The 21540-nt window shown below is 62.6% G+C and carries 21 protein-coding genes; 6 read left to right on the top strand and 15 right to left on the bottom strand.

What is annotated here, in order from left to right:
- Positions 1-4 precede the first annotated feature (4 nt).
- The 9 genes from UP10_RS39460 to UP10_RS39420 all read right to left on the bottom strand — a co-directional run bounded on the left by UP10_RS39460 (position 5) and on the right by UP10_RS39420 (position 8009).
- The gene (locus UP10_RS39460; protein ID WP_044592558.1) at positions 5-460 is read right to left on the bottom strand and encodes a MaoC family dehydratase; all 456 of its coding nucleotides are present in this window, start codon (positions 458-460) and stop codon (positions 5-7) included.
- Positions 460-1236, bottom strand: coding sequence for an enoyl-CoA hydratase/isomerase family protein (locus UP10_RS39455; RefSeq protein ID WP_044592557.1), 777 nt, complete (start codon positions 1234-1236; stop codon positions 460-462). The genes UP10_RS39460 and UP10_RS39455 overlap by 1 nt, the downstream gene beginning before the upstream one ends.
- Positions 1237-1249: 13 nt before the next feature.
- Positions 1250-2449 carry a CaiB/BaiF CoA transferase family protein gene (locus UP10_RS39450; protein WP_044592556.1) on the bottom strand — a complete coding sequence of 400 codons (1200 nt, stop codon included), beginning with the start codon at positions 2447-2449 and terminating at the stop codon, positions 1250-1252.
- A 27-nt stretch (positions 2450-2476) separates the two neighbouring features.
- A complete protein-coding gene (locus UP10_RS39445) occupies positions 2477-3193 on the bottom strand; it encodes an ABC transporter ATP-binding protein (RefSeq protein WP_044592555.1) in 717 nt (238 codons plus the stop codon).
- Complete coding sequence (locus tag UP10_RS39440) at positions 3190-3948, bottom strand: ABC transporter ATP-binding protein (protein ID WP_044592554.1); 759 nt, start codon at positions 3946-3948, stop codon at positions 3190-3192. Before UP10_RS39440 ends, UP10_RS39445 begins: the two co-directional genes overlap by 4 nt.
- A 2-nt stretch (positions 3949-3950) precedes the next feature.
- Positions 3951-4727 (bottom strand): SDR family NAD(P)-dependent oxidoreductase, encoded by a 777-nt coding sequence (locus UP10_RS39435; protein WP_044592553.1) that lies wholly within the window; start codon positions 4725-4727, stop codon positions 3951-3953.
- Positions 4724-5752 (bottom strand): branched-chain amino acid ABC transporter permease, encoded by a 1029-nt coding sequence (locus tag UP10_RS39430; RefSeq protein WP_044592552.1) that lies wholly within the window; start codon positions 5750-5752, stop codon positions 4724-4726. The genes UP10_RS39435 and UP10_RS39430 overlap by 4 nt, the downstream gene beginning before the upstream one ends.
- A complete protein-coding gene (locus UP10_RS39425; protein WP_044592551.1) occupies positions 5749-6651 on the bottom strand; it encodes a branched-chain amino acid ABC transporter permease in 903 nt (300 codons plus the stop codon). The genes UP10_RS39430 and UP10_RS39425 overlap by 4 nt, the downstream gene beginning before the upstream one ends.
- Positions 6652-6749: 98 nt before the next feature.
- Entirely contained in the window at positions 6750-8009 is a 1260-nt protein-coding gene (locus tag UP10_RS39420; protein ID WP_044592550.1) for an ABC transporter substrate-binding protein, read from the bottom strand.
- Between the two features lie 168 nt (positions 8010-8177).
- Between UP10_RS39420 and UP10_RS39415 the strand changes: the two genes are divergently transcribed.
- From UP10_RS39415 to UP10_RS39395, 5 genes are all read left to right on the top strand, one after another.
- A complete protein-coding gene (locus UP10_RS39415) occupies positions 8178-9674 on the top strand; it encodes an AMP-binding protein (RefSeq protein ID WP_044592549.1) in 1497 nt (498 codons plus the stop codon).
- On the top strand, positions 9671-10315 hold the full coding sequence (locus UP10_RS39410) for a TetR/AcrR family transcriptional regulator (RefSeq protein WP_044592548.1): 645 nt from the start codon (positions 9671-9673) through the stop codon (positions 10313-10315). Before UP10_RS39415 ends, UP10_RS39410 begins: the two co-directional genes overlap by 4 nt.
- Positions 10312-11085 (top strand): SDR family NAD(P)-dependent oxidoreductase, encoded by a 774-nt coding sequence (locus UP10_RS39405; protein WP_044592547.1) that lies wholly within the window; start codon positions 10312-10314, stop codon positions 11083-11085. Before UP10_RS39410 ends, UP10_RS39405 begins: the two co-directional genes overlap by 4 nt.
- Before the next feature lie 9 nt (positions 11086-11094).
- Positions 11095-13005, top strand: a complete 1911-nt coding sequence (locus UP10_RS39400; protein ID WP_044592546.1) for a flavin-containing monooxygenase — start codon at positions 11095-11097, stop codon at positions 13003-13005.
- A gap of 538 nt (positions 13006-13543) precedes the next feature.
- Positions 13544-14173: a 2-hydroxychromene-2-carboxylate isomerase gene (locus UP10_RS39395; protein WP_044592545.1), complete on the top strand. Its 630-nt coding sequence runs from the start codon at positions 13544-13546 to the stop codon at positions 14171-14173.
- A gap of 2 nt (positions 14174-14175) precedes the next feature.
- Here the strand turns inward: UP10_RS39395 and UP10_RS39390 are convergent, their stop codons facing one another.
- The 3 genes from UP10_RS39390 to UP10_RS39380 all read right to left on the bottom strand — a co-directional run bounded on the left by UP10_RS39390 (position 14176) and on the right by UP10_RS39380 (position 18063).
- Positions 14176-15363, bottom strand: coding sequence for a cytidine/deoxycytidylate deaminase family protein (locus UP10_RS39390; protein ID WP_044592544.1), 1188 nt, complete (start codon positions 15361-15363; stop codon positions 14176-14178).
- Between the two features lie 196 nt (positions 15364-15559).
- On the bottom strand, positions 15560-16570 hold the full coding sequence (locus tag UP10_RS39385; RefSeq protein WP_044592543.1) for a glutathione S-transferase N-terminal domain-containing protein: 1011 nt from the start codon (positions 16568-16570) through the stop codon (positions 15560-15562).
- The gene (locus UP10_RS39380) at positions 16567-18063 is read right to left on the bottom strand and encodes a M81 family metallopeptidase (RefSeq protein WP_044592542.1); all 1497 of its coding nucleotides are present in this window, start codon (positions 18061-18063) and stop codon (positions 16567-16569) included. The genes UP10_RS39385 and UP10_RS39380 overlap by 4 nt, the downstream gene beginning before the upstream one ends.
- Before the next feature lie 186 nt (positions 18064-18249).
- Here UP10_RS39380 and UP10_RS39375 point away from each other — a divergent pair, with 186 nt between their 5' ends.
- On the top strand, positions 18250-19044 hold the full coding sequence (locus UP10_RS39375) for a class II aldolase/adducin family protein (RefSeq protein ID WP_044592541.1): 795 nt from the start codon (positions 18250-18252) through the stop codon (positions 19042-19044).
- Between the two features lie 32 nt (positions 19045-19076).
- Here the strand turns inward: UP10_RS39375 and UP10_RS39370 are convergent, their stop codons facing one another.
- The 3 genes from UP10_RS39370 to UP10_RS46210 form a co-directional block, all read right to left on the bottom strand.
- Entirely contained in the window at positions 19077-19514 is a 438-nt protein-coding gene (locus tag UP10_RS39370; protein ID WP_044592540.1) for a hypothetical protein, read from the bottom strand.
- 480 nt (positions 19515-19994) lie between these two features.
- On the bottom strand, positions 19995-21131 hold the full coding sequence (gene ltrA, locus UP10_RS39365) for a group II intron reverse transcriptase/maturase (protein ID WP_245322189.1): 1137 nt from the start codon (positions 21129-21131) through the stop codon (positions 19995-19997).
- 20 nt (positions 21132-21151) lie between these two features.
- Positions 21152-21325 (bottom strand): hypothetical protein, encoded by a 174-nt coding sequence (locus UP10_RS46210; RefSeq protein ID WP_245322182.1) that lies wholly within the window; start codon positions 21323-21325, stop codon positions 21152-21154.
- Positions 21326-21540: the final 215 nt, after the last annotated feature.

Below are 21540 nucleotides of genomic sequence, written 5' to 3'. Positions count from 1 at the left end.
CGCCTTACGCCTTCGGTTTGCAGTGCATCAGGCCGGTGCGGCGGCAGCTTGCGACCACCTCGCCGCGCTGATTGGTCATGGTGTGCTCGAACTCGACCAGCCCCTGGGTCGGCCGCGACTTGCTGGCGCGCTTACTGATGATCTTGGTATGCGCCTTCAGCGTATCGCCATGGAAGACGGGCTTTGGGAACTTGACGTCGGTCATGCCGAGATTGCCGACCGTGGTTCCGAGCGTCGTGTCGTACACGCTCATGCCGATCATGATGCCGAGCGTGTAGAGGCTGTTGAACAGCCGCTGGCCAAACTCGGTCTTCTCGGAAAAATGCGCGTCGAGATGCAGCGGCTGCGGGTTCATGGTCAGCAGGCTGAACATGGTGTTGTCCATCTCGGTCACGGTCCGGCTGAACTCGTGATGGAATTCCCGCCCGACCTCGAACTCGTCAAAATACAATCCAGCCATTATCGTCCCTTGTAGTTGGGCGTCCGTTTCTCAACGAATGCATTGAGTCCTTCCTGACAGTCTTCCGTCGACGCGACCACCACGAAGCTTTCGGCCGCGTTCTCGACCGACCTACGGAAATCGGCATCGACCGCGCGCATGAAGGCATCGCGGCCGATCTTCATCACGATGGACGACTTCGTAGCCAACTTCCGCGCGATCTCGCGGGCCCGGTCGAGCGCCGTACCCTTCGGCACGACCTCGCTGAGCAAGCCCATGCGGAAGGCCGTCGCCGCATCAAAGGACTCGCCGAGGAACAGCGGCCCGAATGCCTGGTGTTTCCCGACCAGCCGGGGCAGCTGCACGAAGTGGATCGCCGGGATCAGCCCGACATCGATCTCGGGGTAGCCAAAGGTGGAGGCATCGCCCGCGATGATCATGTCGCAGGAAATCGCGATCGTCATGCCGCCGGCCCGAACCGCGCCGTCGACCGCCGCAATGGTCGGCTTGCCCATGCGATATTGGGTGTCGTTCAGCGCGAAATAGAGACGCTCGAGGAATGTCTTGGTCTCGATCGCGGGCTTGCCCCTGACGATGTCGAGATCAAGGCCGGCGCAAAACACCTTGTGAGCGCTGTGGATGACGACCGCGCGCACCGCATCGTCGTCGCGGGCTTTCGCCAGCGCCGCCAGCAGGGCGTCGATCAAGGGTATGCTGAGCGCGTTGACCGGGGCACGATCCAGCGTGATCTCCGCGATGTGGTCGGCGACCGCGTAACGAATAAGGTCTGTGCTCATGATATTCTCCCCGCTATCCCTTGGCCTGCCGCACAGCGCCGGACTGTAGCAACTCATCGATCTCGGCGGGACCAAACCCGGCCTCGGCGAGCACGGCCCGGCTGTCCTGTCCAACGTCCGGCGCCGGACAGAGGTGATCCTCGGACAGGCTCGCGATCCCCGGCGTGCGTGGCGCATAGACCGCTCCGACACCGGGCGTATCCTGACGGACGGCCGCCTTGGTCGCCTCGACATGAGCGTTACGCAGCCATTCGCCGGGATTGAGTATCCGTTCCGCGATGATGTCGGCGGCATGCAGCCGCGTCAGCCAGGCGTCGGTCGGCTGGGCGAGGAAGACTTCGCGCAGCTGAGTGATCAAGGCATCGGCCGAATCGGCACGCCGGGCGAAATCGGCGAAGCGTGGATCGCTAGCGAGGTCGTCGCGGCCGATCGCAGCACATAGACGCTTGTACTGCGGCTCGTTCACCAGCGTCACCATCATCCAGCCATCCTGGGTCTGGTAGGTGCCGGCCGGCACGTTGAGCGCGCGCGGCGCACCGCCTTCGAGAATGAACTCGGCGACCTTGTGCCCGAGCAAGGCCGACGTCGCCTGGCAGAGATTGACGTCGATCCAGCGGCCGGTGCCGACCGTCGCCCTCGCGAACAGTGTCGTGGCAATGGCCTGGAACGCATACACGCCGGTCACGATATCGGAAATTGTGGTGCCGACCCGGTGTGGAACGCCATCGGTGCCGACATTGATCGAGACCAGCCCGGAAAAGGCCTGCGCGACGGAATCCGAGCCGGGTCGCTTTGAATACGGCCCGCTCTGCCCGAAGCCGCTGACAGACAAATAGACCAGACCCGGATTGTCGCGCGACAGGCTGTCGTAACCAAGCCCGAGCCGTTCGGCGACACCGGGCCGGAATCCCTCAATCAGAACATCGGCCTCTTTGGCCAGCCGCTGGGCGATCGCAATCCCGTCCTTGTGCTTCATGTCAAGACACAGGCTGCGCTTGCCGCGGTTATAGACAGCCGACAGGGTCGTGTGATTGCCGTAGGTCGTCCCGAGATAGCGCGACCAGTCGCCTTCGGGCGGCTCGACCTTGATGACCTCGGCTCCATAGACCCCGAGCAGCATCGCGCAATAGGGCGAGGCAATGCCTTGCCCGAAATCGAGCACCTTCAGGCCCCGATACGGCGCCTCGTGCGTCGGCGTTAACTTGCCCGCCATTCGTCCTCCCACAGCTTTCGAAGAGCCCTACAGCGCCAGATAGCGCTGCCGGATGTTGTCGTTGGCTTTCAGCTCTTCGATGGAGGATGTGTAGACGATCTGTCCCTTGTCGATAACCGTCGCGTGGCTCGCAAGGCCAAGGCAAAAATGCATGTTCTGCTCGGCGATCAATATGGTAGCCCCGGTGCGGCGGAGCTGCCGCAACAGCTCACCGATGCGCTGCACGATGATCGGCGCCAGTCCCTCGCTAGGTTCATCCAGCAGGAGCAACGCCGGATTGCCCATCAGGGTGCGGGCGATCGCCAGCATCTGCTGCTCGCCGCCCGACAGCCGTCCGGCGATCCGCTGCTGTAGCGGCTCCAGCAGCGGAAATACATCGTAGACGCGGCGGATCGACCATTCGTCCTCGCCGTTCGGCCCCTTCTTCTGGCCGATGACGAGATTGTCCTCGACGGTGTGCTCGGGGAAGATCTGCCGGTCCTCAGGCACGAAGCCGAGCCCGGCCCGCGCGATATGATGCGGCTTCATCCCGGACACGGCGCTGCCCCGCAAGGTCACCCTGCCGCGGCGCGCGGGCGCCAGACCCATGATCGCCTTCATGGTCGTCGACTTGCCGGCACCGTTGCGGCCGAGCAGCGCCATGGTCTCGCCCTGCCGCACCGACAGGCCGACGCCGAACAGGATCTGGCTGGTGCCATAGTAGACGTCGAGGTCCTCGACCTGCACCACCGGCTGCGTGCTCATGTGACGGCTCCCGCATGGTCTTCGCTGCCGAGATAGGCTTCGATGACGGCATCGTTCTTGCGGATCGCCTCCGGCGTACCGGTCGCCAGGATCCGGCCATAACAAAGAACGACGATCTGCGGCGCGATCTTGAACACGATATCCATGTCATGCTCGATGAACACGACGGTTATCTTCTGCGTCTCCCAGAGCTCTTGCACCTTGTCGATCATGCGCCAGCGCTCTTCGGTGCCCATGCCGGCCGTCGGCTCATCCAGCAGCAACACCTTGGGCTCGAGCACCAGCGCCAACGCAATGTCGAGCAACTTCTGGTCGCCGTGCGACAATGTCGCCGCAGTCCTGCTGCGCTTGTTGGCAAGGCCCAGCAGCTCCATGGCATGCTCGGCGCGGTCGCGCGTCTCAGCCAGCGGAAAGCGGCGATGCAATACGCTGGCGCGGCGCTGATCGGCGCAGACCGCGGCCAGCATCGTCTCCTCCACGGTCAGCGACGGGAAGATGCTCGCGACCTGGAAGGCGCGGCCGATGCCATGGCGCACGATCTCCGGCGGCGTCCGGCCCGCCATGTCGACGCCGTTGAGCAAGATCTCGCCGGCGTCCGGCTTCAACGCCCCCGTGATCAGGTTGAAGAACGTGCTCTTGCCGGCCCCGTTCGGACCGATCACGGCGGTCAGCGAACCGTCGGCAAAATCAAGCGACACGTTGTCGGTCGCCTTGACGCCGCCAAAGGATTTCGAGAGGGCGCGGATCTCCAGCATGACTAGCCGTTCGCCTCCCGCAACCCGCCATAGCTGTTCCACGATGTGGCGACGAGCCAGCCGCAATCCACCGGCACATTGGCGCCGGTCATGGCGGACGCCGCGTCGGAGGCCAGGAACGCAACCACGCGGCCGATCTCGGCAGGGTCGACCAGGCGGCGCAACGCAGCGTTTGCGGCCAATGCGGAGACATCCCGCTCGCCGCGATCAATGGCATTCTTCAACGCCGGCGTCAGCGTGTACCCGGGCGACACGGCATTGACGCGGATACCTGATGGACCCCACTCGGCCGCCAGGCATTCGGTGATGGCGATCACCGCGGCTTTGGCCGGCGCATAGGCGTGCAGCGGCATCGACCGCATGCCGGCGATCGAGGCGATATTGACGATGCTGCCGTGCTTGCGCGCGATCATCTGCCGGGCAAAGGCGACGCAGGCAACATAGGTGCCGCGCTGATCGACGCGCACGACGTCATCCCAGGAGGACATCGGCAGATCGTGCGGTCGTACCGGCACCTGGATGATCCCGGCGCTGTTGACCAGCACATCCACAGGGCCGCATTCGCGCTCGATCGCAGCAGCGCAGGCCTCGACACCAGTTTCATCGCCGACGTCGGCGGCATAAGCCCTGCCGCCGAACTCGGCGGCCACGGCTTCCGCCCTGGCCATGTCGCGGTCGACGACCACGACCCGATCGCCCGATGCGGCCAACTCGCGCACGCAGGCCGCCCCGATACCGCTCGCGCCGCCGGTGACGACGCTGATACGTCCTTTGCTCATAGCGTGCGCTCCCCGGCTTTTTCGCGACGTTGGACGACCCATTCGACGACGAAATCCATCAGGCCCTTCCGCAGACCGATGGCAAAGAACAGGATCACGATGCCGAGCACGATGCCGTGGTACTCGGTCAGGCGCGTGACGGTATCGTTCAGGATCAGGAACAGCATGGTGCCGACCATCGGCCCAAGAAACGTGGTGACGCCGCCGAGCATGTTGATGAAGATGGCATCGCCCGAGATCGTCCAGTAGGCGAACTCGGGATAGGCGCCGGACACGAACAGCGCCATGATCATGCCGCCGGTCGATGCGAACAGCGCCGCAAGCACGAAGATCACGAGCTTGGCGCGCCAGACATCGATGCCGATGAAGCTCGCCCGCGTGGCATTGTCGCGGATCATCCGCAGCGTATAGCCGAACGGCGACTGCGCGACCTGGCGCATCAGCAACAGCCCGATCACCAGCAGCGCACAGCTCGCGATGTAGAGATGCAGATGGTTCGACAGGTCGATGCCGAGAAACGGCGGCCGCGGAATGCCGCCGCGCAATCCCTGGTCGCCACCGGTTAGCGACTGCCACGACAGGATGGTCGAGTGGATCAGCATCTGGAACGCCAGCGTGACGAAGGCGAAGTAGATGTCCTTCAACCGCACGCAGATCGCGCCGATGATCGCCGCAATGACGCAGGTGATGGCCAGCGTGGCAGCGAAGGCCACCGGGACCGGCACACCGGTCTTCTGCATCATCAGGCCAAAGCCGTAGGCGCCAAGGCCGAAGAACATGCCATGGCCGAACGAGATCATCCCGGTATAGCCGACCAGCAGGTTGAGCGACGTCGCAAACAGGCCATATGCCGCACAACGGATGATGAAATCGAGCAATTGCTTGCTGCCGAAGAACGCAGGCAGAAGTGCCAGCACGACAAAGGCGGCGAGCGCGATCAGGACATCGCGATAGCGCTGCGGCCTGGCGTCGATACGGGGCACCTTGAGGGTCTGCGCGCCCTCGCCGGCCTGCAATTCGGTCATGCGACCTCCTTGCCGAACAGGCCGGTCGGACGCGCCACCAGCACGATCACCATGAAGAGATACATCAGCCCCTCGGTGAACAGCGGAAAGCCGAGTGAGCCGAATGAACGTATCAGGCCAATCAGGAGCGCTCCGATCAGCGCGCCCAGGATCGAGCCCATGCCGCCGATCACGGTGACGATGAAGGACTCGATCAGGACCGAGAACCCCATACCCGGCGTCAGTGAACGCACTGGAGCAGCTAGCGCTCCGGCCAGCCCCGCCAGCATGCCGCCGAGCGCAAATACGCCGCCATAGATCAGACCGGTGTTGATGCCGAGGGCGGAGACCATCCCTGGATTATGCGCGGCCGCACGGATCACCTTGCCGATCCTCGTGCGCGCCAGTCCCAGTCCAAGAACAAGCGCAACGGCCAGCGCCACGCCGATCAGCAGCAGATAGTATGGTGGCACCACGCCACCCGCGATGAACAGCGGCGGCACCTGGAACGCGGCCGGCATACCCATCGACCTGAATTCCGGCCCCCAGATCATGCGCACCACATCGTCGAAGATCAGCACGAACGCGTAGCAAACGAGAAGCTGCATCAGGACGTCGGCGCCGTAGACTCGGCTCATGAACGCGCGCTCGAAGACCAGGCCAAGGATCGCAGTGCCCGCTGCGCCGCACAGCATCGCCAGGGCAAAGCTGTCCGTGAGCTGATAGGCGGTCATCGCGAAATAGGCACCGAACATGTAGAAGGCGCCGTGGCTGAAATTGACGACCTTGAGCACGCCAAAGATCAGGGTCAGCCCGACGGCGACGAGGAACAGCAACATCCCGATGATCAAGCCGCTGGTGGTTTGCGTCACCAGGCAGGCGGGACTGGTGAGACAGCCGGCGAGCGCGTCGAGGTCCACGGGCAATCATCCATTACGGCGCGCCGCAATTTCGGCGCGCGACAAACGTCAGATGGCCGGCGGAGACAGCTGATCGCGGCCTCCGCCGTCCATGCGGATCAGGTGTAACCCTTGCTCTTCTTCCACTCGGCTTCGAGTTCGAAGATGGTCTTCCAGTCACCGGCCTGCACGTCAGGCACGTAAGGCTCCTGCGAGATCGTGGTGCCCCACCCGATCGCGTAGCCAACCAGCGTATGGTCGTCGGCGCGCATGGTGACGGTGCCATCGGCACCGAACGGGCACTTGATGGTCAATCCGGTCAACGCCTCCGCAACCTTCTTGCCGTCGGTCGAATTGGCCTTCTTGACGGCCTCGCTGAGGAACATGACCGCCGTGGCGTTCTGCCAGGACCAATTGGTGGGATATTCGTTGTACTTCGCCTTGTAGGCATCGCCCCAGGCCGCATTCTCCGGTGTCGCCGGAAATGTCTTGATGTAGCGGTCGCCGGAGTGGATGCCCTTCGGGAGGTTCTTCACCACGGTGAGCGCGGTGTAGTCGGCCATGTTGACCGCGAACACCTCCATCTGATTGAACATCGCGTAGATGTTGGCCTGGTCGATATAGGAGGTGAGATCACCGCCCCACAGGCATGAATAGAGCGCCTGCGGCTTCGCCTGCAGGATCTTGGTCACCACCTCGGTATAGTCGGGCTGGAACAGCTTTGGCCAGGACTCGCTGATGATTTCGACATCTGGCGCGAACTTCTTCAGATACAGCGTGAACTCGCCGGTGGTGTCGCGGCCATAGGCATAGTCCGGCGAACAGGTCGCCCACTTCTTCAGGCCCTTCGCCTTGGCGATCTTCGCCGCATAGCTGGCGCCGACGATCGAGTCGTGAATGCCCTGCCGGACGCAGCGGAACGCGTTGGGAATGTGCTGCTTGGGATCGGCGGTCAGCGACGAGGCTTCGGAGCAGGTGTGGATGCAGAGCACGCCGAGATCGCGCGCCACCTCGTGAACCGCAAACGATCCCGATGACGCCTCGCCATCAAGCAGCATCTCGCAGCCGTCGGTGTTGACGAGTTCGCGCGCGATACGGGCCGCCTCCTGCGGCTGCCCCTTGGAATCGCGGATCACCATCTCGATCTGACGGCCGGCAAGGCCGCCGCCGGCATTGACCTTCTCGACCTCCAGCATCACGGCGTTGCGCGACGAGGTTCCGAGTTGCGCGACGCGGCCCGACAGAATGGTCGGCATGCCGATCTTGATGGTCTTGGCTTGCGCGCGCGCAGCCCATGGCGCAGCGAAAGTCATCGCACCGGCCCCCATCAGCGCGAGAGTCGCGCGCCGACTTACGCCCGGTTTACGGGTTCTCGTCATTTTCCCCTCCCTGTCGGGTTGGCGTTCCCAAATCCCAGTTGGAGATCGTCCCGTCTCCGTATCCACGATGTTTTCAGAGCAAGGGGGGTGACGTCAAGCCAAATATGAATTACGAGTCATCATTCATCTAGGGAGAAACGGCGCCGGAAACCGGCCCTTGAGCGGTAAATGATCAATCTTTCCAGCTTCATCGCGTTTCATGCCAGGCGGACTCCGGACCGCTGTGCGCTGAAATATCGCGGCGAAGATATCTCCTACGCTGACTTCGATCAGCGGATCAGGCGGGTCGGCGGCTGGCTTACCGCACGCGGCATCGGCCCTGACGATGTCGTCGCCGTCCTGATGAAGAACAGCACGGCCTTTCTCGAACTGGTGTTCGCGACGAGCCATATCGGCGCGGTATTCCTGCCGATCAATTATCGTCTGTCCGCCGATGAGGTCGCTTACATCGTCGGCAATTCCGACGCTCTCCTTCTGATCGCCGACGAGGAATTTGCGGCGATCGCAGCCGGTGATGCGACCGTCGTACTGCTCGACGAGGTCGCGCAATCCAGCGTCACGAACCTAGCGCCCGATATCGCACCGGCGCCGATGCATGTGCGTCAGCCCCACGATCTGATGCGGCTGATGTACACGTCTGGCACGACCGATCGTCCCAAAGGCGTAATGCTCACCTACGAGAACATCTACTGGAAGTCGGCCGACCAAACGTTGGTGCTCGGATTGAATGCCGACACACGACTGCTCGTCGTCGGTCCGCTCTATCACGTCGGCGCGCTCGACCTGCCGGGTATCGCCGTGCTCTGGCACGGTGGCATGCTGTGCATTCATCGGACCTTCGAGCCCGAGCCCGCGCTCGCCGCGATCGAACGGGACAAGCTGAACGCCGCCTGGTTTGCGCCTGTCATGACCACGGCCCTCCTCACCTGCCCGAACAGCGCGCGCTACGACGTCTCCAACCTGAAATGGGCGATCGGTGGCGGCGAGAAGACGCCGGAGGCCCGGATCCGCGCCTTCTCGGACCTCTTCAGGAACGCGCGCTACATTGATGCCTACGGCCTCACCGAAAGCTGCGGCGGCGACACCTTCATGGAGCCGGGCTGCGAGATCGAGAAGATCGGCTCGACCGGCCGCGCCATTGCCCATGTCGAGATCGAGATACGCGATGATGTCGGCAAGCGCCTGCCCGCCGGCCAGAACGGCGAGATATGTCTCCGTGGTCCGAAGGTGACGCAGGGCTACTGGAAGGATCCGGAGAAGACGGCATCCGCTTTCTTCGGCGACTGGTTCCGCACCGGCGATATCGGCTATCTCGATGATGATGGCTTCCTGTATCTGACCGACCGCAAGAAGGACATGATCATCTCGGGCGGCGAGAACATCGCCTCCTCCGAGGTCGAGCGCGTCATTTACGACATGCCCGGCGTACGCGAGGTCGCCGTGATCGGCCTGCCTGACGACCGCTGGGGCGAAAAGCCCGTTGCGGTCGTCGTGTTGGCCGACGATGCGACGCTCGACCTCTCCACCCTCACCGATCATTGCCGCATCCGCCTCGCCGGCTTCAAGATCCCGAAGCAATTGATCATCCGCGACAGCCTGCCGCGCAATCCATCCGGCAAGGTGCTCAAACGTGTTCTCCGCGCCGAACTCGAGGCCACTGCATGACGCAAGCGATATCCGCCAAGGTGGCCAAGCTCAACCGGGTCGAGCGCAACGCCTGGACCAAGCAGAAGATCTTTGACGCCGCGACCAAGATCGTCGGCAAATACGGCTACGCCGAAGCTTCCGTCGCCCGCATCACGGAAGCGGCGGGCGTCGCGCAGGGCACGTTCTACAATCACTTCGAGAACCGCCAGGAACTGCTCGACCAGCTGTTGCCAAAGATCGGGCTCGACATGGTCCGGTTTATCCGCGATCGCACCGGAACGGCCAGCGCGGCGCGGGAGGAGATCGAACGTTTCAGCGCCTTCTTCGACTTCATCCGTGAGGTACCGGAGTTCCTGCGCATCCTCAACGAGGCCGAGTTCTTTGCGCCGGTCGGCTACCAGAAGCATTTCGATAACATCTCGAGCGCCTATGTCCGGATCCTCCAGCGCGCGCGGACTGCGGGAGCCACCAACGCTTTCAGCGACCAGGAATTCGAGGCCATCGTTCAGGTGTTGATGGGCGCGCGCGGCTATCTCAGCCGCCGCTATTCCTATTCCGAACACGGCGTCACGGCAGTACCCGACTACGTCGTCTCGGCCTATCGGAAGCTGGTCACGCACGGCCTGTTCACCACTGGCGATAAAGAAAGAAAATCATGAGCGCTGACGGCACCATCCTCGTCACCGGCGGCAGCCGCGGCATCGGTGCGGCGACCGCGACCTTGCTCGCTGATCAGGGGCATCGCGTCGTCATCGTCGACATTGCGCCCGAACCGCTGGTCGGCACCAATGCGATCCTTTGGCCTGATACATTCGACGTCGCGAGCGAGAGCGCTGTCATCGTCGGTGTTGCCGATATCGAGGCAGCGCACGGCCCGATCACGGGCCTCGTCAATGCGGCCGGCGTGTTCGGCAAGATGCATTCGATCGAACGGGTGCGGATGGAGCAATGGGACCGCGAGGTCAATATCGATCTGCGCGGCACCTTTCTGGTCGCCCGCAGCGTCGGCATTGGAATGGCGAAGCGCCGCCACGGCGCGATCGTCAACGTCGCCTCGGTGGCCGGCATGACGTCGGGTCCGATCCACGCCTATACCGCGGCCAAAGCCGGCGTCATCCAGATCACGCAGACGCTCGCCGCCGAATGGGGCCGTGCCGGCGTCCGCGTCAATGCGGTGTCGCCGGGTTTCACCCGTACCGCAGCGCTCGAAGCCGGCATCGCATCGGGCGCCCTGAACAAGGACCTGCTGGCGCGACCGACCGCGATGAACCGGTTGGTCGAACCCATGGAAGTGGCGCAGGCGATCGCCTGGTTGCTCTCGCCCAAGAGCAGCGGCGTGACCGGCATCAATTTGCCGGTCGACGCCGGCTACATCGTCGGCACGACCTGGGCCGCCTATGGCGGCCTGCCGGAAGCACCAGCGAGTTGAGGTAACACCATGAACATCGAGCTCCCGCGCAAGACCCTCGATCTGTCCTCCGCCATCGCCGAGGGCGATATCCGCGTGCTGCTGATGGTGCTGGTGCACATGACCGGCGACGAGAAATGGCTGGAGCCTCCCTACAAGCCGAAACGCGACATCCGCCTGATCCCCGATCCTGAAGCCGGCGTGCCAAAGGAGATCCAGGACGGGATCCGCGCCGCGGTGCTGAACCTGTTCGCGCATGGCGAGCCGACGCCCGTCATCACCGATCCCGGCAACGAAATGATGCTGCGGATGATGCGCGCAACCCTCGGCGAGAACGTCACGCCGGAATATGCGCCGCTGATGCGCGAGGAGATGGGCTTTGTTCCCCGCGACGCCCGCTGGCAGACGCGCCCCTCCGATGAGAAGCTGGCACAGCAGCATGTCCTGATCGTTGGCGCCGGTGTTTGCGCAATCGCGCTTGGCGTTACGCTTGGGCGGCTCGGCATCCCCTACACGATCGTCGAGAAGCAGGACGAGATCGGCGGCACCTGGCATGTCAACCGCTATCCCGGCTGCGGCGTCGATACGCCGAACCACTCTTATTCCTTCTCCTTTGGCGCACGCAATCCGTGGACGCGTTATTTCGCGCAGCGTCAGGAGCTGTTGGACTATCTGCTCAAGGTCGTGCGCGAACACGACATCCGCAAGCATGTCCGCCTCAACACCGAACTCGTCGCCGCCCGCTGGGATGAGAGCAAGCGGCGCTGGATTTCCACGCTCAAGACGAAGGATGGCGAAGCGACGTTCGAATCGACCGCGCTGGTCAGCGCCATCGGCCAGCTCAATGACCCCTCGCCGGCCCACTTCGAGGGAGATGAGGATTTCGGCGGCTTGAAGGTCCATTCGGCGATGTGGTCCGACGACATCAAGCTCGACGGCAAACATGTGGCCGTGATCGGCACCGGCGCGACCGCAATGCAGCTGGTGCCCTCGATCGCCGGTCGCGTCGCCTCGGTCACCGTCTACCAGCGCACCGCGCAGTGGGCGCGGCCGGTGAAGGGCTATTCCGATCCGATCACCGAGGGCGCGCAATGGCTGCTCGCCCATCTGCCATTCTATGTGCAGTGGTACCGCTTCAACATGTTCTGGCGTTACGGCGACGGGCTGTTGCCGTTCCTGCGCAAGGATCCGGCCTGGCCACATCCCGAGCGAGCCGTCAACAAGGGCAACGACCGCCACCGCCAGGAGTTGACCGATTTCATCCTCTCCGAATTGAAGGATCGGCCGGACCTGATCGAGAAATGCGTGCCGACCTATCCGCCCTATGGCAAGCGCATCCTGCTCGACAACAGCTGGTTCAGGACGCTGACCAGGCCGAATGTCGAGTTGGTCACCGACGCCATCGACCATTTCACGCCGGAAGGGATTGTCACCACGGATGGCAGGCTGCGCCCGCACGACATCATCGTGATCTCGACCGGCTTCAAGGTCTCCGAGATGGCGGCACGTCTCAACATCACCGGACGTGACGGCAAGAACCTCAGGCAAGCCTGGGGCAAGGACAACCCGACGGCCTATCTCGGTCTCACCGTGCCGGACTTCCCCAACCTGTTCCTGATGCTCGGGCCGAACTCGGGGCCTGCACATGGCGGCAGCGTGATCTTCCAGTCGGAATGCCAGAGCCGCTACATCTCGGCCTGTCTGGTCGAGATGATCGAGAACAACATTGCAGCGATCGACGTGCATCACGACGCGCATGATCAATATATCCGCGAGATCGATGCCGAGCATGAGCAGCTGATCTGGACGCATCCGGGCATGACGACCTACTACCGCAACAGCCGCGGCCGGGTGTTCTCGGCAATGCCGTGGCGGTTCGTCGACTACTGGAACATGACTCACGATCCGGATTTCAATCAGTACCGCCAGACCAGAGCGTGACAGGGACGCTGACCTGAATCGGCCTCTCCTTAACTTGACAGGCGGCGATATCTGCCGCAGCATTTCGACACTGCACCTGTTGGGGTGCCGGAGCGCTTGCTCCCCGCGTCGCAGGAATTGACGGCTGATTCTATAGTCGGCCGGCACGCAGCAGAAGCGGACGGATGTCCGTCGGCCCACCCTTGGAGAGGAGCATGACGCCACCGGCGCAAGCCAGCGACCTTGCTCAGCAGCAAGGTATCGGCGCAATCGAGGCGAACAGCAGCTGCTAGCCGCATTGCGCTGCCGACAATCCAAGCATATCCGCAGGACGAGAGCGCGAAGGCCAAGCGCTGATCGATCCCGAGATGATACTGGCATATCCCAGACATGCTTCGCTAAAACGAAGTTGCAGGGCCCCGCGATGCTTGAATGCACCGGGGCCCATTCGTTTGGCCCCCCTCTCGATCGCCGCGTCGCATTGCGTCACCGCTTCGGATCGGAAACAATTGTCCGAGCCAGGTGAGGATCCAAGTGAGGACCGACGTGAGGATCGACGATGGAAAAGCCACGGGTGCGAATTTACACCGACTACAAGAGCCCCTACGCCTACGTTGCCAACAAGCGTCTGTTCGAGCTCGAGGACAAATACGGCGTCGATCTTGAATGGCTTCCCTACACCTTGCGCATTCCCGAGTTCATGGGCACCGTCGAAGAGCGCACGCCGCACTTCTGGCGCAAGGTGCGCTACCTCTACATGGACGCGCGGCGCTTCGCCAACGCGCAAGGGCTCGTCATGAAGGGCCCGCGCCGGATCTATGACGCGTTCTATTCCAGTGCAGGAATGCTGTTCGCCCAGCGTCACGGACTGTTTCGGCCCTATCACGATACGGTCTTCCGGCGGTTCTGGAACCACGACCTGGAAATCGACGAGCTGTCGGAGATTTCCGGCGTGATCTCCGCCATCGGCGGCTCGGCCGGCAACTTCGAGGCCTATGTGCACGGGCCGGCCCGCGCGGAGCATGACCGAATCATCGAGGAAGCCGAGACGCTCGGCGTGTTCGGAGTGCCGAGCATGGTGTTCAACGGCGAGCTGTTCTGGGGCGGCGATCGGATCGACATGCTGATCGAACGGATCGAGAAGCCGGAGACGATCGCGGTCGCGCTGGGAAGCAGGTATCGCAAGTAAACTCAGAGCTTGTGGGGCGATCCGCGATAGCCCTCGATGTCGACATACTCGAAAAACTTGCGCGCTTCCGACAGGCATTCGTCGTTGGTCAACGCCCGCTTGGCCGGATCGTCGGGCAGCGGGTCCTGGATTGGAAACCGGTAGCCGCCAAACTGGGGCTGAAGACTATCGAGATTGGCCGCACCGGCCTTGAAGATGTCATAGGCATCGTCGGTGCACAGGAACGAGGTGATCGACGGATCGCGATCGGTGAAGCTGGCCGAACGAAAGAACGGCTCGTTGCCATCGTTCATTGTCTTGATGAAACCCAGATTGCCCTGGTTCAGCCGGTCGAACTCCGCGATTCCGACCTTCGATGCCGGGATCGGCACCGGAGCTCCGGCGAAGCTCCCGGTGACGTTACCGTCCTTGTCCTTGATCGGCGTGCGGTTCGCCAGATTATACATGATGTTACCGATCTTGTAGGCCGTGAAGTCGTTCTGCATGTAGACGATCTGCTTCACGCCGGCGAGCGACATCACGCCGGAGCACTGCGCACAGGATTCCAGCGACGTGTACAACGTCACCTCGCTCAGCAGCGCGGCATGCGGCTTGGCCTCGACATGCGGCCCGGTCTTCCAGTCGTCGAAGATGTCAGTCAGGCTGAACAGCCGCCGCACCAGCCGCGCTTCCGCATGCTCCGCCGAGCTGCGGAAGAACGCATTGTGGTTGAAGTCGAAATCGATGATGTGGCCGAGGCCGTCGACCGCGACGCAGGCGATGTTGTGGCCGAGATAGCGATCCCAGCTGGTGTGGCTGCGGTCGTCGCGCTCATTGAGATCGCCGCGATAGCGGTTTGGTGCGGACGGATCGATTTGCCTTGCTCGCTGCGGATAGCTGCCGGTCGGGCCGTTCTTGTTGCCGTTCCAGAAGCGCAGGATCAGCTTCATCAAGAGATAGCTGTAGATGCGGTGGCGCTCCTGGCTCTCCGGCCGTTCCAGCTCCTTTGCATCCTGACTGTAGTCGACGTGAACGATTTCACCGAGCGGCCTGGTCCAGTAGTGCTTGAGAGGGTCCTGCTGGTCGAAGCCTGGATCGAGCGGATCGGCCTGGTCTGCCGCAGCAATCGACGTGCCGGCAGCCAGCGCGCTGGTGGCGCCCGCCGTCGTCACGATGAAATCGCGCCGATTTAGTTTATCGCTGTCGCTCATCGATATCTCCCGCGGCAAAATGGACGGGGCAGTATCTCAAATGGATCCGCACAGGTCGGTTACGTTTAAAAAATGCAGTCTCGCCGAAGCACATTCAGGAAAGGAAAACATCGCATTCATCGGGGTAACGCCCCATACTAACATCCTATGGTTGCAATTGAAAGCGTCCACCAAGACTTTCCGAACGGCCAAGTGATCACCTCCCCGCCAAAACGGCCCAGCACCCGGTGCGTTCGAGCACCGGCTTCAACGCCGAGCGATCGTCGCCATCAAGCGCGGCAAATTTCTCGCGGATCTGCTGCAGGCATTTGACCTGGTATTTGAACGGCGCCAGCGCATAAGGCAGCCCCCACACATTGATCTCCAGCCGGTCGAGCCCTTTCGCGAAAGCATCCGCATTGGCGGCGAGGAACGGCAAATAGAGCTCGCCGGCGATCCGCAGCAGCGCCTCGGTGAACCCGCCAAGCGCCTGCTCACGCAGAGACCAGGCGCCCTCGACACCGGATGCATCATCGAGCCGGCGCACCCAATGATCGGTGAAGGGCGCCCGCTCTCGCATGATCCGCATCGGCGTCGGGTCGGTCGCCATTTCGCTGAGCTGGCCGAACCAGGCAAAGTCCGCCAGCGACGGCCGGCTGCCGAACAGATAGTTCGTCATACCGACATGCGGCTCGAAGGCTGCCAGGATACGGCGGTAGCTCTCCTCGAGCAGCGGCCTGTTCTCGGCGGTGGCGCCGAGAATGACCATGCGCGAGATCTGCCGCTGCCGGAATTCCTCGGCCTCCTGCGGGCTACCGGCCTCGGCCTCCGAGGTTGACCATTCCTCGGCGGCCCAGCGCGAGACGAAGGCCTGGTCTTCAGGATCCCACCAGCGATAGAGGAACAGCGGCTTCACCGCCCATTCGTCCGCCAGATCTTCCAGCAGATCGCAGACGAATGCCACCGCCTTGTCGTCCGGGATCACCGAGCGTCCCCGGTGCCGCGCCTCAAGGTCGTAGGCGAGCGCCGTGGTTTCGCCGCGATAGCTGCCATCAGGATATTGCAGCACCGGGATCAGCATCGGCTTCAGATGCGCAGTCGCCGCGCGCAACGCCTTGGTCATGATCACCCAGTCGTGGGGAATCCGCCGGTAGCGCATCAGGGCGCGCAGCTTGATCGCGTAGGGCGATGCGGTCGATCCGATCAGGCGGTAGCGGCCGTCAGTCATGACTGTTCCGCCGAGAATGCCGGATTGCCGTGCGGATAGAATTTGGTCAGGTCGACGTTCTCGTAAGGCAGCTTGTCGAGACGCGTCGTGCCGAGGAAGGGCTGTTCCGGCTCGACCAGGAGGATGGTCTTGGCAAAGCCGTTGTCGTCAAACCCGCGCCGGAAGTGAACCCGCGACTTGATCGCCATCACGTCGAAGGCGCTGATGTCAGGCACCAGCGCCTTCAGCGAGAGCGGGTCCATGATTTGCACAAGATAGGTGGAGAGGATCAGCACATTGTTGCGGCCGAAGCGCACGCAGACCCAGAACTGGCCGTAGCCCTCGACCACAGCTGTAATCGTGCCCTGGATGCGCACCGGCTCTCCGGCCGACTCGTCAACCATTCCGCCGACCTCCATGTCGAAGGCATCGCCGGCCTTGGCCCCGGCCGCCTTCAGGCTCGCGGTCGCCGTCGCGTCCGCAACGGTGGCGATCAGCGTGTTTGCGAGGTCCTGTGCGATGATCTCGCGCAACAGCCAGGTCGCCGATCCCGAACGGTCGCTGTGATCCGCCAGCACCGCCGGCGTGTTGCCCTCAGCAATGGCCTGCTTCGCCAGCGCAACGCCATCGGCAATGCTGTGAAGCTTCGTCGATTGCAGCAGGGCCTCGCGCAGCCGCCAGATCGTGGCGGCAAGGTCGCGCGCAACCTGCTCGGCGAGCTCTGGATTGTCGTTGGTCAAGACCTGCACCGTCATGCCGACATCGGGCACGTCAGCAAACGGGAAGCCGAAGAAGATGTTGGCATAAACATCCACCTCGCGGGCTTCCCACACCAGCGCCCGCTGCACGAGGTCCATCCACGGACGCGCCCCGGTCCATTGCAGCACGGTCGGCGAGATTACGGGGACCTTGATGGTTATGTGTGCCGGCATGTAGTCGCCGCGGATCGCCCGCACCAGCGTGCGCGCAGCCCGCTCGCCCTGCAGATAGGCATCGTAGTGGGGAAAATATTTGACTGCGAACGCCATATCCGCCTGTTCGAGGAAGGCCTCGTCTTCGTTGCCATGAAGGTCGAAGGTCGCGGCGATGAAGGCGCTTCGACCGACGATCTCGCGGACCTGCCGCGCCAGATCAGCCTCGGGACGCAGAACGTCGCGCACGGCCATGGCGCCGTGCAGGCACAGATAGACGCCATCGAACGGCCCCTCCTCCTTCAGCCCGGCGATCATCTTGCCGGTGAAGGTCCGATAGGCCTCTTGCGTGATCCAGCCCGATCCGGTGCCGGTCTTCGGCCATAGCGGGGATTCGATGCCGACCAGCTCGACTTCAGGAAACTCCCGCACCGCCTTCACGAAGCCACCCATATAGTTCCTGGGATCGAAGCGCAGCAGCGCCTCGCCCTTGGCCGGCGAGCCCGGATATATGAAATCGTCGAGCGTGGTCTCGTTCGACAGGAACGAGACGGTTTCGTGGGAGAAATGCAGGACGGCGATACGTATCTTGCGATCGCTCATTCGTAGGCCCTCGGCTCTTTTCCCATATCCTGACATCGAAGGCGCCGCACGCCAACGGCGCATTCGGATTTTGCCCGCCAGACCTGCAAATAAGCAGACGAGGCGCGCCTTGCCGCCATGCGAATTCTGCTATCTTCGCTGCCAACCAACCGGCACCGGCCCGCACTGCCTTTAGGAGAGAATGCCATGAATCCACCCGTCAGCTCCCCCGCGATCAAAGTCGTCAAATCGGTTCGCGACCAGGTGAGCGCCGAGGAGTGGCAGACCCGCGTCGACCTCGCCGCCTGCTATCGCCTCACCGCGATCTACGGCATGACGGAGATGATCGCCAACCACATCTCCTGCCGCGTGCCCGGCACCACGGACCAGTTCCTGATCAATCCCTACGGCATGCTTTACGAAGAGATCGACGCCTCCAGCCTGATCAAGGTCGACGTTCAGGGCAACACGCTGTTCAACGCCTCCGACTATGACGTCAATGTCGCCGGCTTCGTCATTCACAGCGCCATCCACATGGCCAAGCACGACATCGACTGCGTCGCACACACCCACACGCCGGCCGGCATGGCGGTCTCCGCGATGGAATGCGGCCTGCTGCCGATCGCGCAGACCTCGATGCGCTTCCTGCACATCGCCTATCACGACTTCGAAGGCATCGCCGACAATGTCGACGAGCGCGAGCGACTGGTCCGCGACCTCGGCGACAACGAGGCGATGATCCTGCGCAACCACGGTCTGCTGGTTGTCGGCCAAACCGTACCGGCCGCCTTCAACGTGCTGTTCCGCCTCGAACGCGCCTGCCAGACCCAGGTGATGGCACTGTCCTGCAACACCAAGCTGGTCTATCCGCCGAAAAATGTCCTCGAAGACACCTATGAGCGGATGCCGCCCAAGCCCGGCCGCGCCGCACGCAACGGCGAACTCGCCTGGCCTGCGCTGCTGCGCAAACTCGATCGCGCTGATCCGTCGTATCGGGATTAAGTTTAGTTGGGCGTAGGGTTCTTCCCATTCGCCTACTGCCCCTGACGGATCGCGCTGGGCATCGCCTTCAGCTCCGCAAGCGCGAAGTTGGCGGCAATTTCGATCTGGCCGATGGTGTTCTGCAGGAAGCCCGCCATCTGGTCGCTCTCGAAATGCCAGTGGCCGATCTTGGACAGCGCTTCGGCAAGCGCGCGCGACTGCTCAAGGTAACCCGGCAGCGCCGCTTCGATGGCAGCGACCTGCTTGCCCAGCTTGTCCGCCGCAGCAGTACGCTCGGTGCGCTCGCGCTCAGTGGCGAGTTGGCGCTCGGCTTCTGCCTTCTGGTGCGTCAGGATGGCGAGCGCGTCGTCGATGCCTGCCAGGTCGGACGTTGCCGCCACGACGGCAGCCTGCATTTTGTCGAGTGCCCGCTGATCGTCGAGGTCGCCCGACAGGAGCGCCTGCTGGCGGTTCTTGATCGCCTCGCCCAAAGCGTCCTGAGCGGTGACGCGCTTGGTGGCGAGCTGTTCGCCGCGCTTTGTCAGCGAGGCTGATGGTGGTTTCGTGTTGCTGTATGGGAACTTTCCGGAAGAGATATTTCATGCAGCAAGTCTACGCCAATGTGGCGCGATTTGCGTGCCCGTCCCGTTGAGCGCTCCACATTCGGTGCAGATTGTTGTCGCGCGCTCCACATCTTGGAGCTTTTCGTGGGCTGGCTCGGCGGAGAAAATGACTTCGGCAGGCGGTGCGCTATGTCTGCTTTACCCCGCTAAGCCGACATTGCTGGCTTGGCTCGTCAGGTCCGAAAAGGGTAGAGTCGAAGTGTGACGCGGTAGCTTTAGGTTCGAACATATCTGTTTCCGCCCCTTTCGTTCGGCGGTGCCTTACTGGTTCGACCATGGCCCCGTTTTCACACCTCGCTCATCCAACCGGACGTGCGGCGCTACCGCATCCGGCTCTCGGGCAAGACCTCACGCCTTCACCCACGGCACGTCGTGTCCAAGCCTGCTCAGACGTACGAGCCCAAAGTGCCCGTAAAGATGCGAGAGTGGATAGGTCCCGCCCTTTCGACGCCTGGTTTTGTGCTTGAACTGCAACCACCGGCGCAACCGCATCGCTGTATAGCTGTCGAGTGCCCGATACGCCTTGCTGACGGTGCCTACCTTGAAGTAATTCGCCCATCCGCGCAGCGTGCGGTTCACCTCACCCACCAGCTTTGTGGTTTCTTGCCATGTCCCCGTTCGGTCCGTCAGTGCGTGGATTTTCTCAACCATGCGCTTGATGCTCTTCTTCGATGGCCGATAACCCAGGCGCGCCTGGCCGGTTCTCGCCGAATACATCCGTCCGAACGAGTATCCCAGGAAGTCGAACTCCTCTTCCGGAGCCTTGCAGATTCGTGTCTTCTCCTCGTTGACCGTGAGCTTCAGCTTGCCCATGATCTTGCGTAGTTGCTGCAAGGCTTCTTCGGCTTTGCCTCTCCGGCACAAGATCACGAGGTCGTCGGCATAGGTCACGATGCGAGAGCCGAGGCTTTGCTCCAGCCCGAGCATCTTCCATCCCAACACAAACCGGCGCATGTAGAGATTCGCCAGCAATGGTGAGATGGGTGAACCCTGCGGAATGCCGCGCCGGTTGTCCCGGGCTTCGGTCGTGCGTGTCTTCCTTCCTCGATCATCGGTTTCTTCTACGGGGCATTCCAGCCACATCTTGATCAGATGCAGCACGCGCCGATCAACAATCCGGCGCGCTACCGACTTTAGAAGTTCGGCATGCGGGATGCTCCCGAAGTAGTCCGCGAGGTCAGCGTCAACGACTTCCGGATGGCCGCGGAACAGCTGCGCCTCCACCTCGACCACCGCCTGTTGGGCATTGCGCCCGGGACGGTAGGCATACTGCTCTGGTGGAAGGTCGGCTTCGAAGATCGGTTCCAGCACCAGCATCGCTGCCGTCATGCAGACCCGATCCCGCACGGTCGAGATGCCCAATGGCCTGAGTTTGCCGTTGGCCTTCGGGATAAACACTCTTCTGATAGGATCCGGTTGGTAGCTCTCCTCCCGGAGCGCAAGCGCCAGTTCGCCAAGCCACCGCTCGACGCCATACGTCTCAATGTCCGTGAAGTCCTGACCGTCTACCCCCGGTGCGCCCTTGTTTGAGCGACACTGCGCGAGGCGTGTGCCAAAATGTCATCACGGCTGATCTTGTCGTACAGCGCGTAGAAGCGATAGCCGGCTTCTGCCTTCGCTTTCGCGTGCAACGCCTTCTGCAGTTTCTGAACAATTTTCGGAGTTGATAGGTTGCCCAATCTCCAAATCCCTCACCACTTGTTGCGTCTGTCTTGAACTGAGGTCCCTTCCCTCCACCGGAGTTACCCGGTCTCAGCGGTAATACGAACCTCTCCGCCACCCCATGGCGCCCGACCTGTCCCTCGCGGGCGTTCGGTTGGTCGTCGCTGACCTCGCCTTGGGGCTTCCCGTGTTGCGTACGCTTTCCTTGTGTACATGCCGCCGTCACTACCCC

This window comes from Bradyrhizobium sp. LTSPM299 (assembly GCF_000938235.1).
Classification (GTDB): Bacteria; Pseudomonadota; Alphaproteobacteria; order Rhizobiales; family Xanthobacteraceae; genus Bradyrhizobium.
This window is presented reverse-complemented; position numbering and strand designations above follow the sequence as displayed.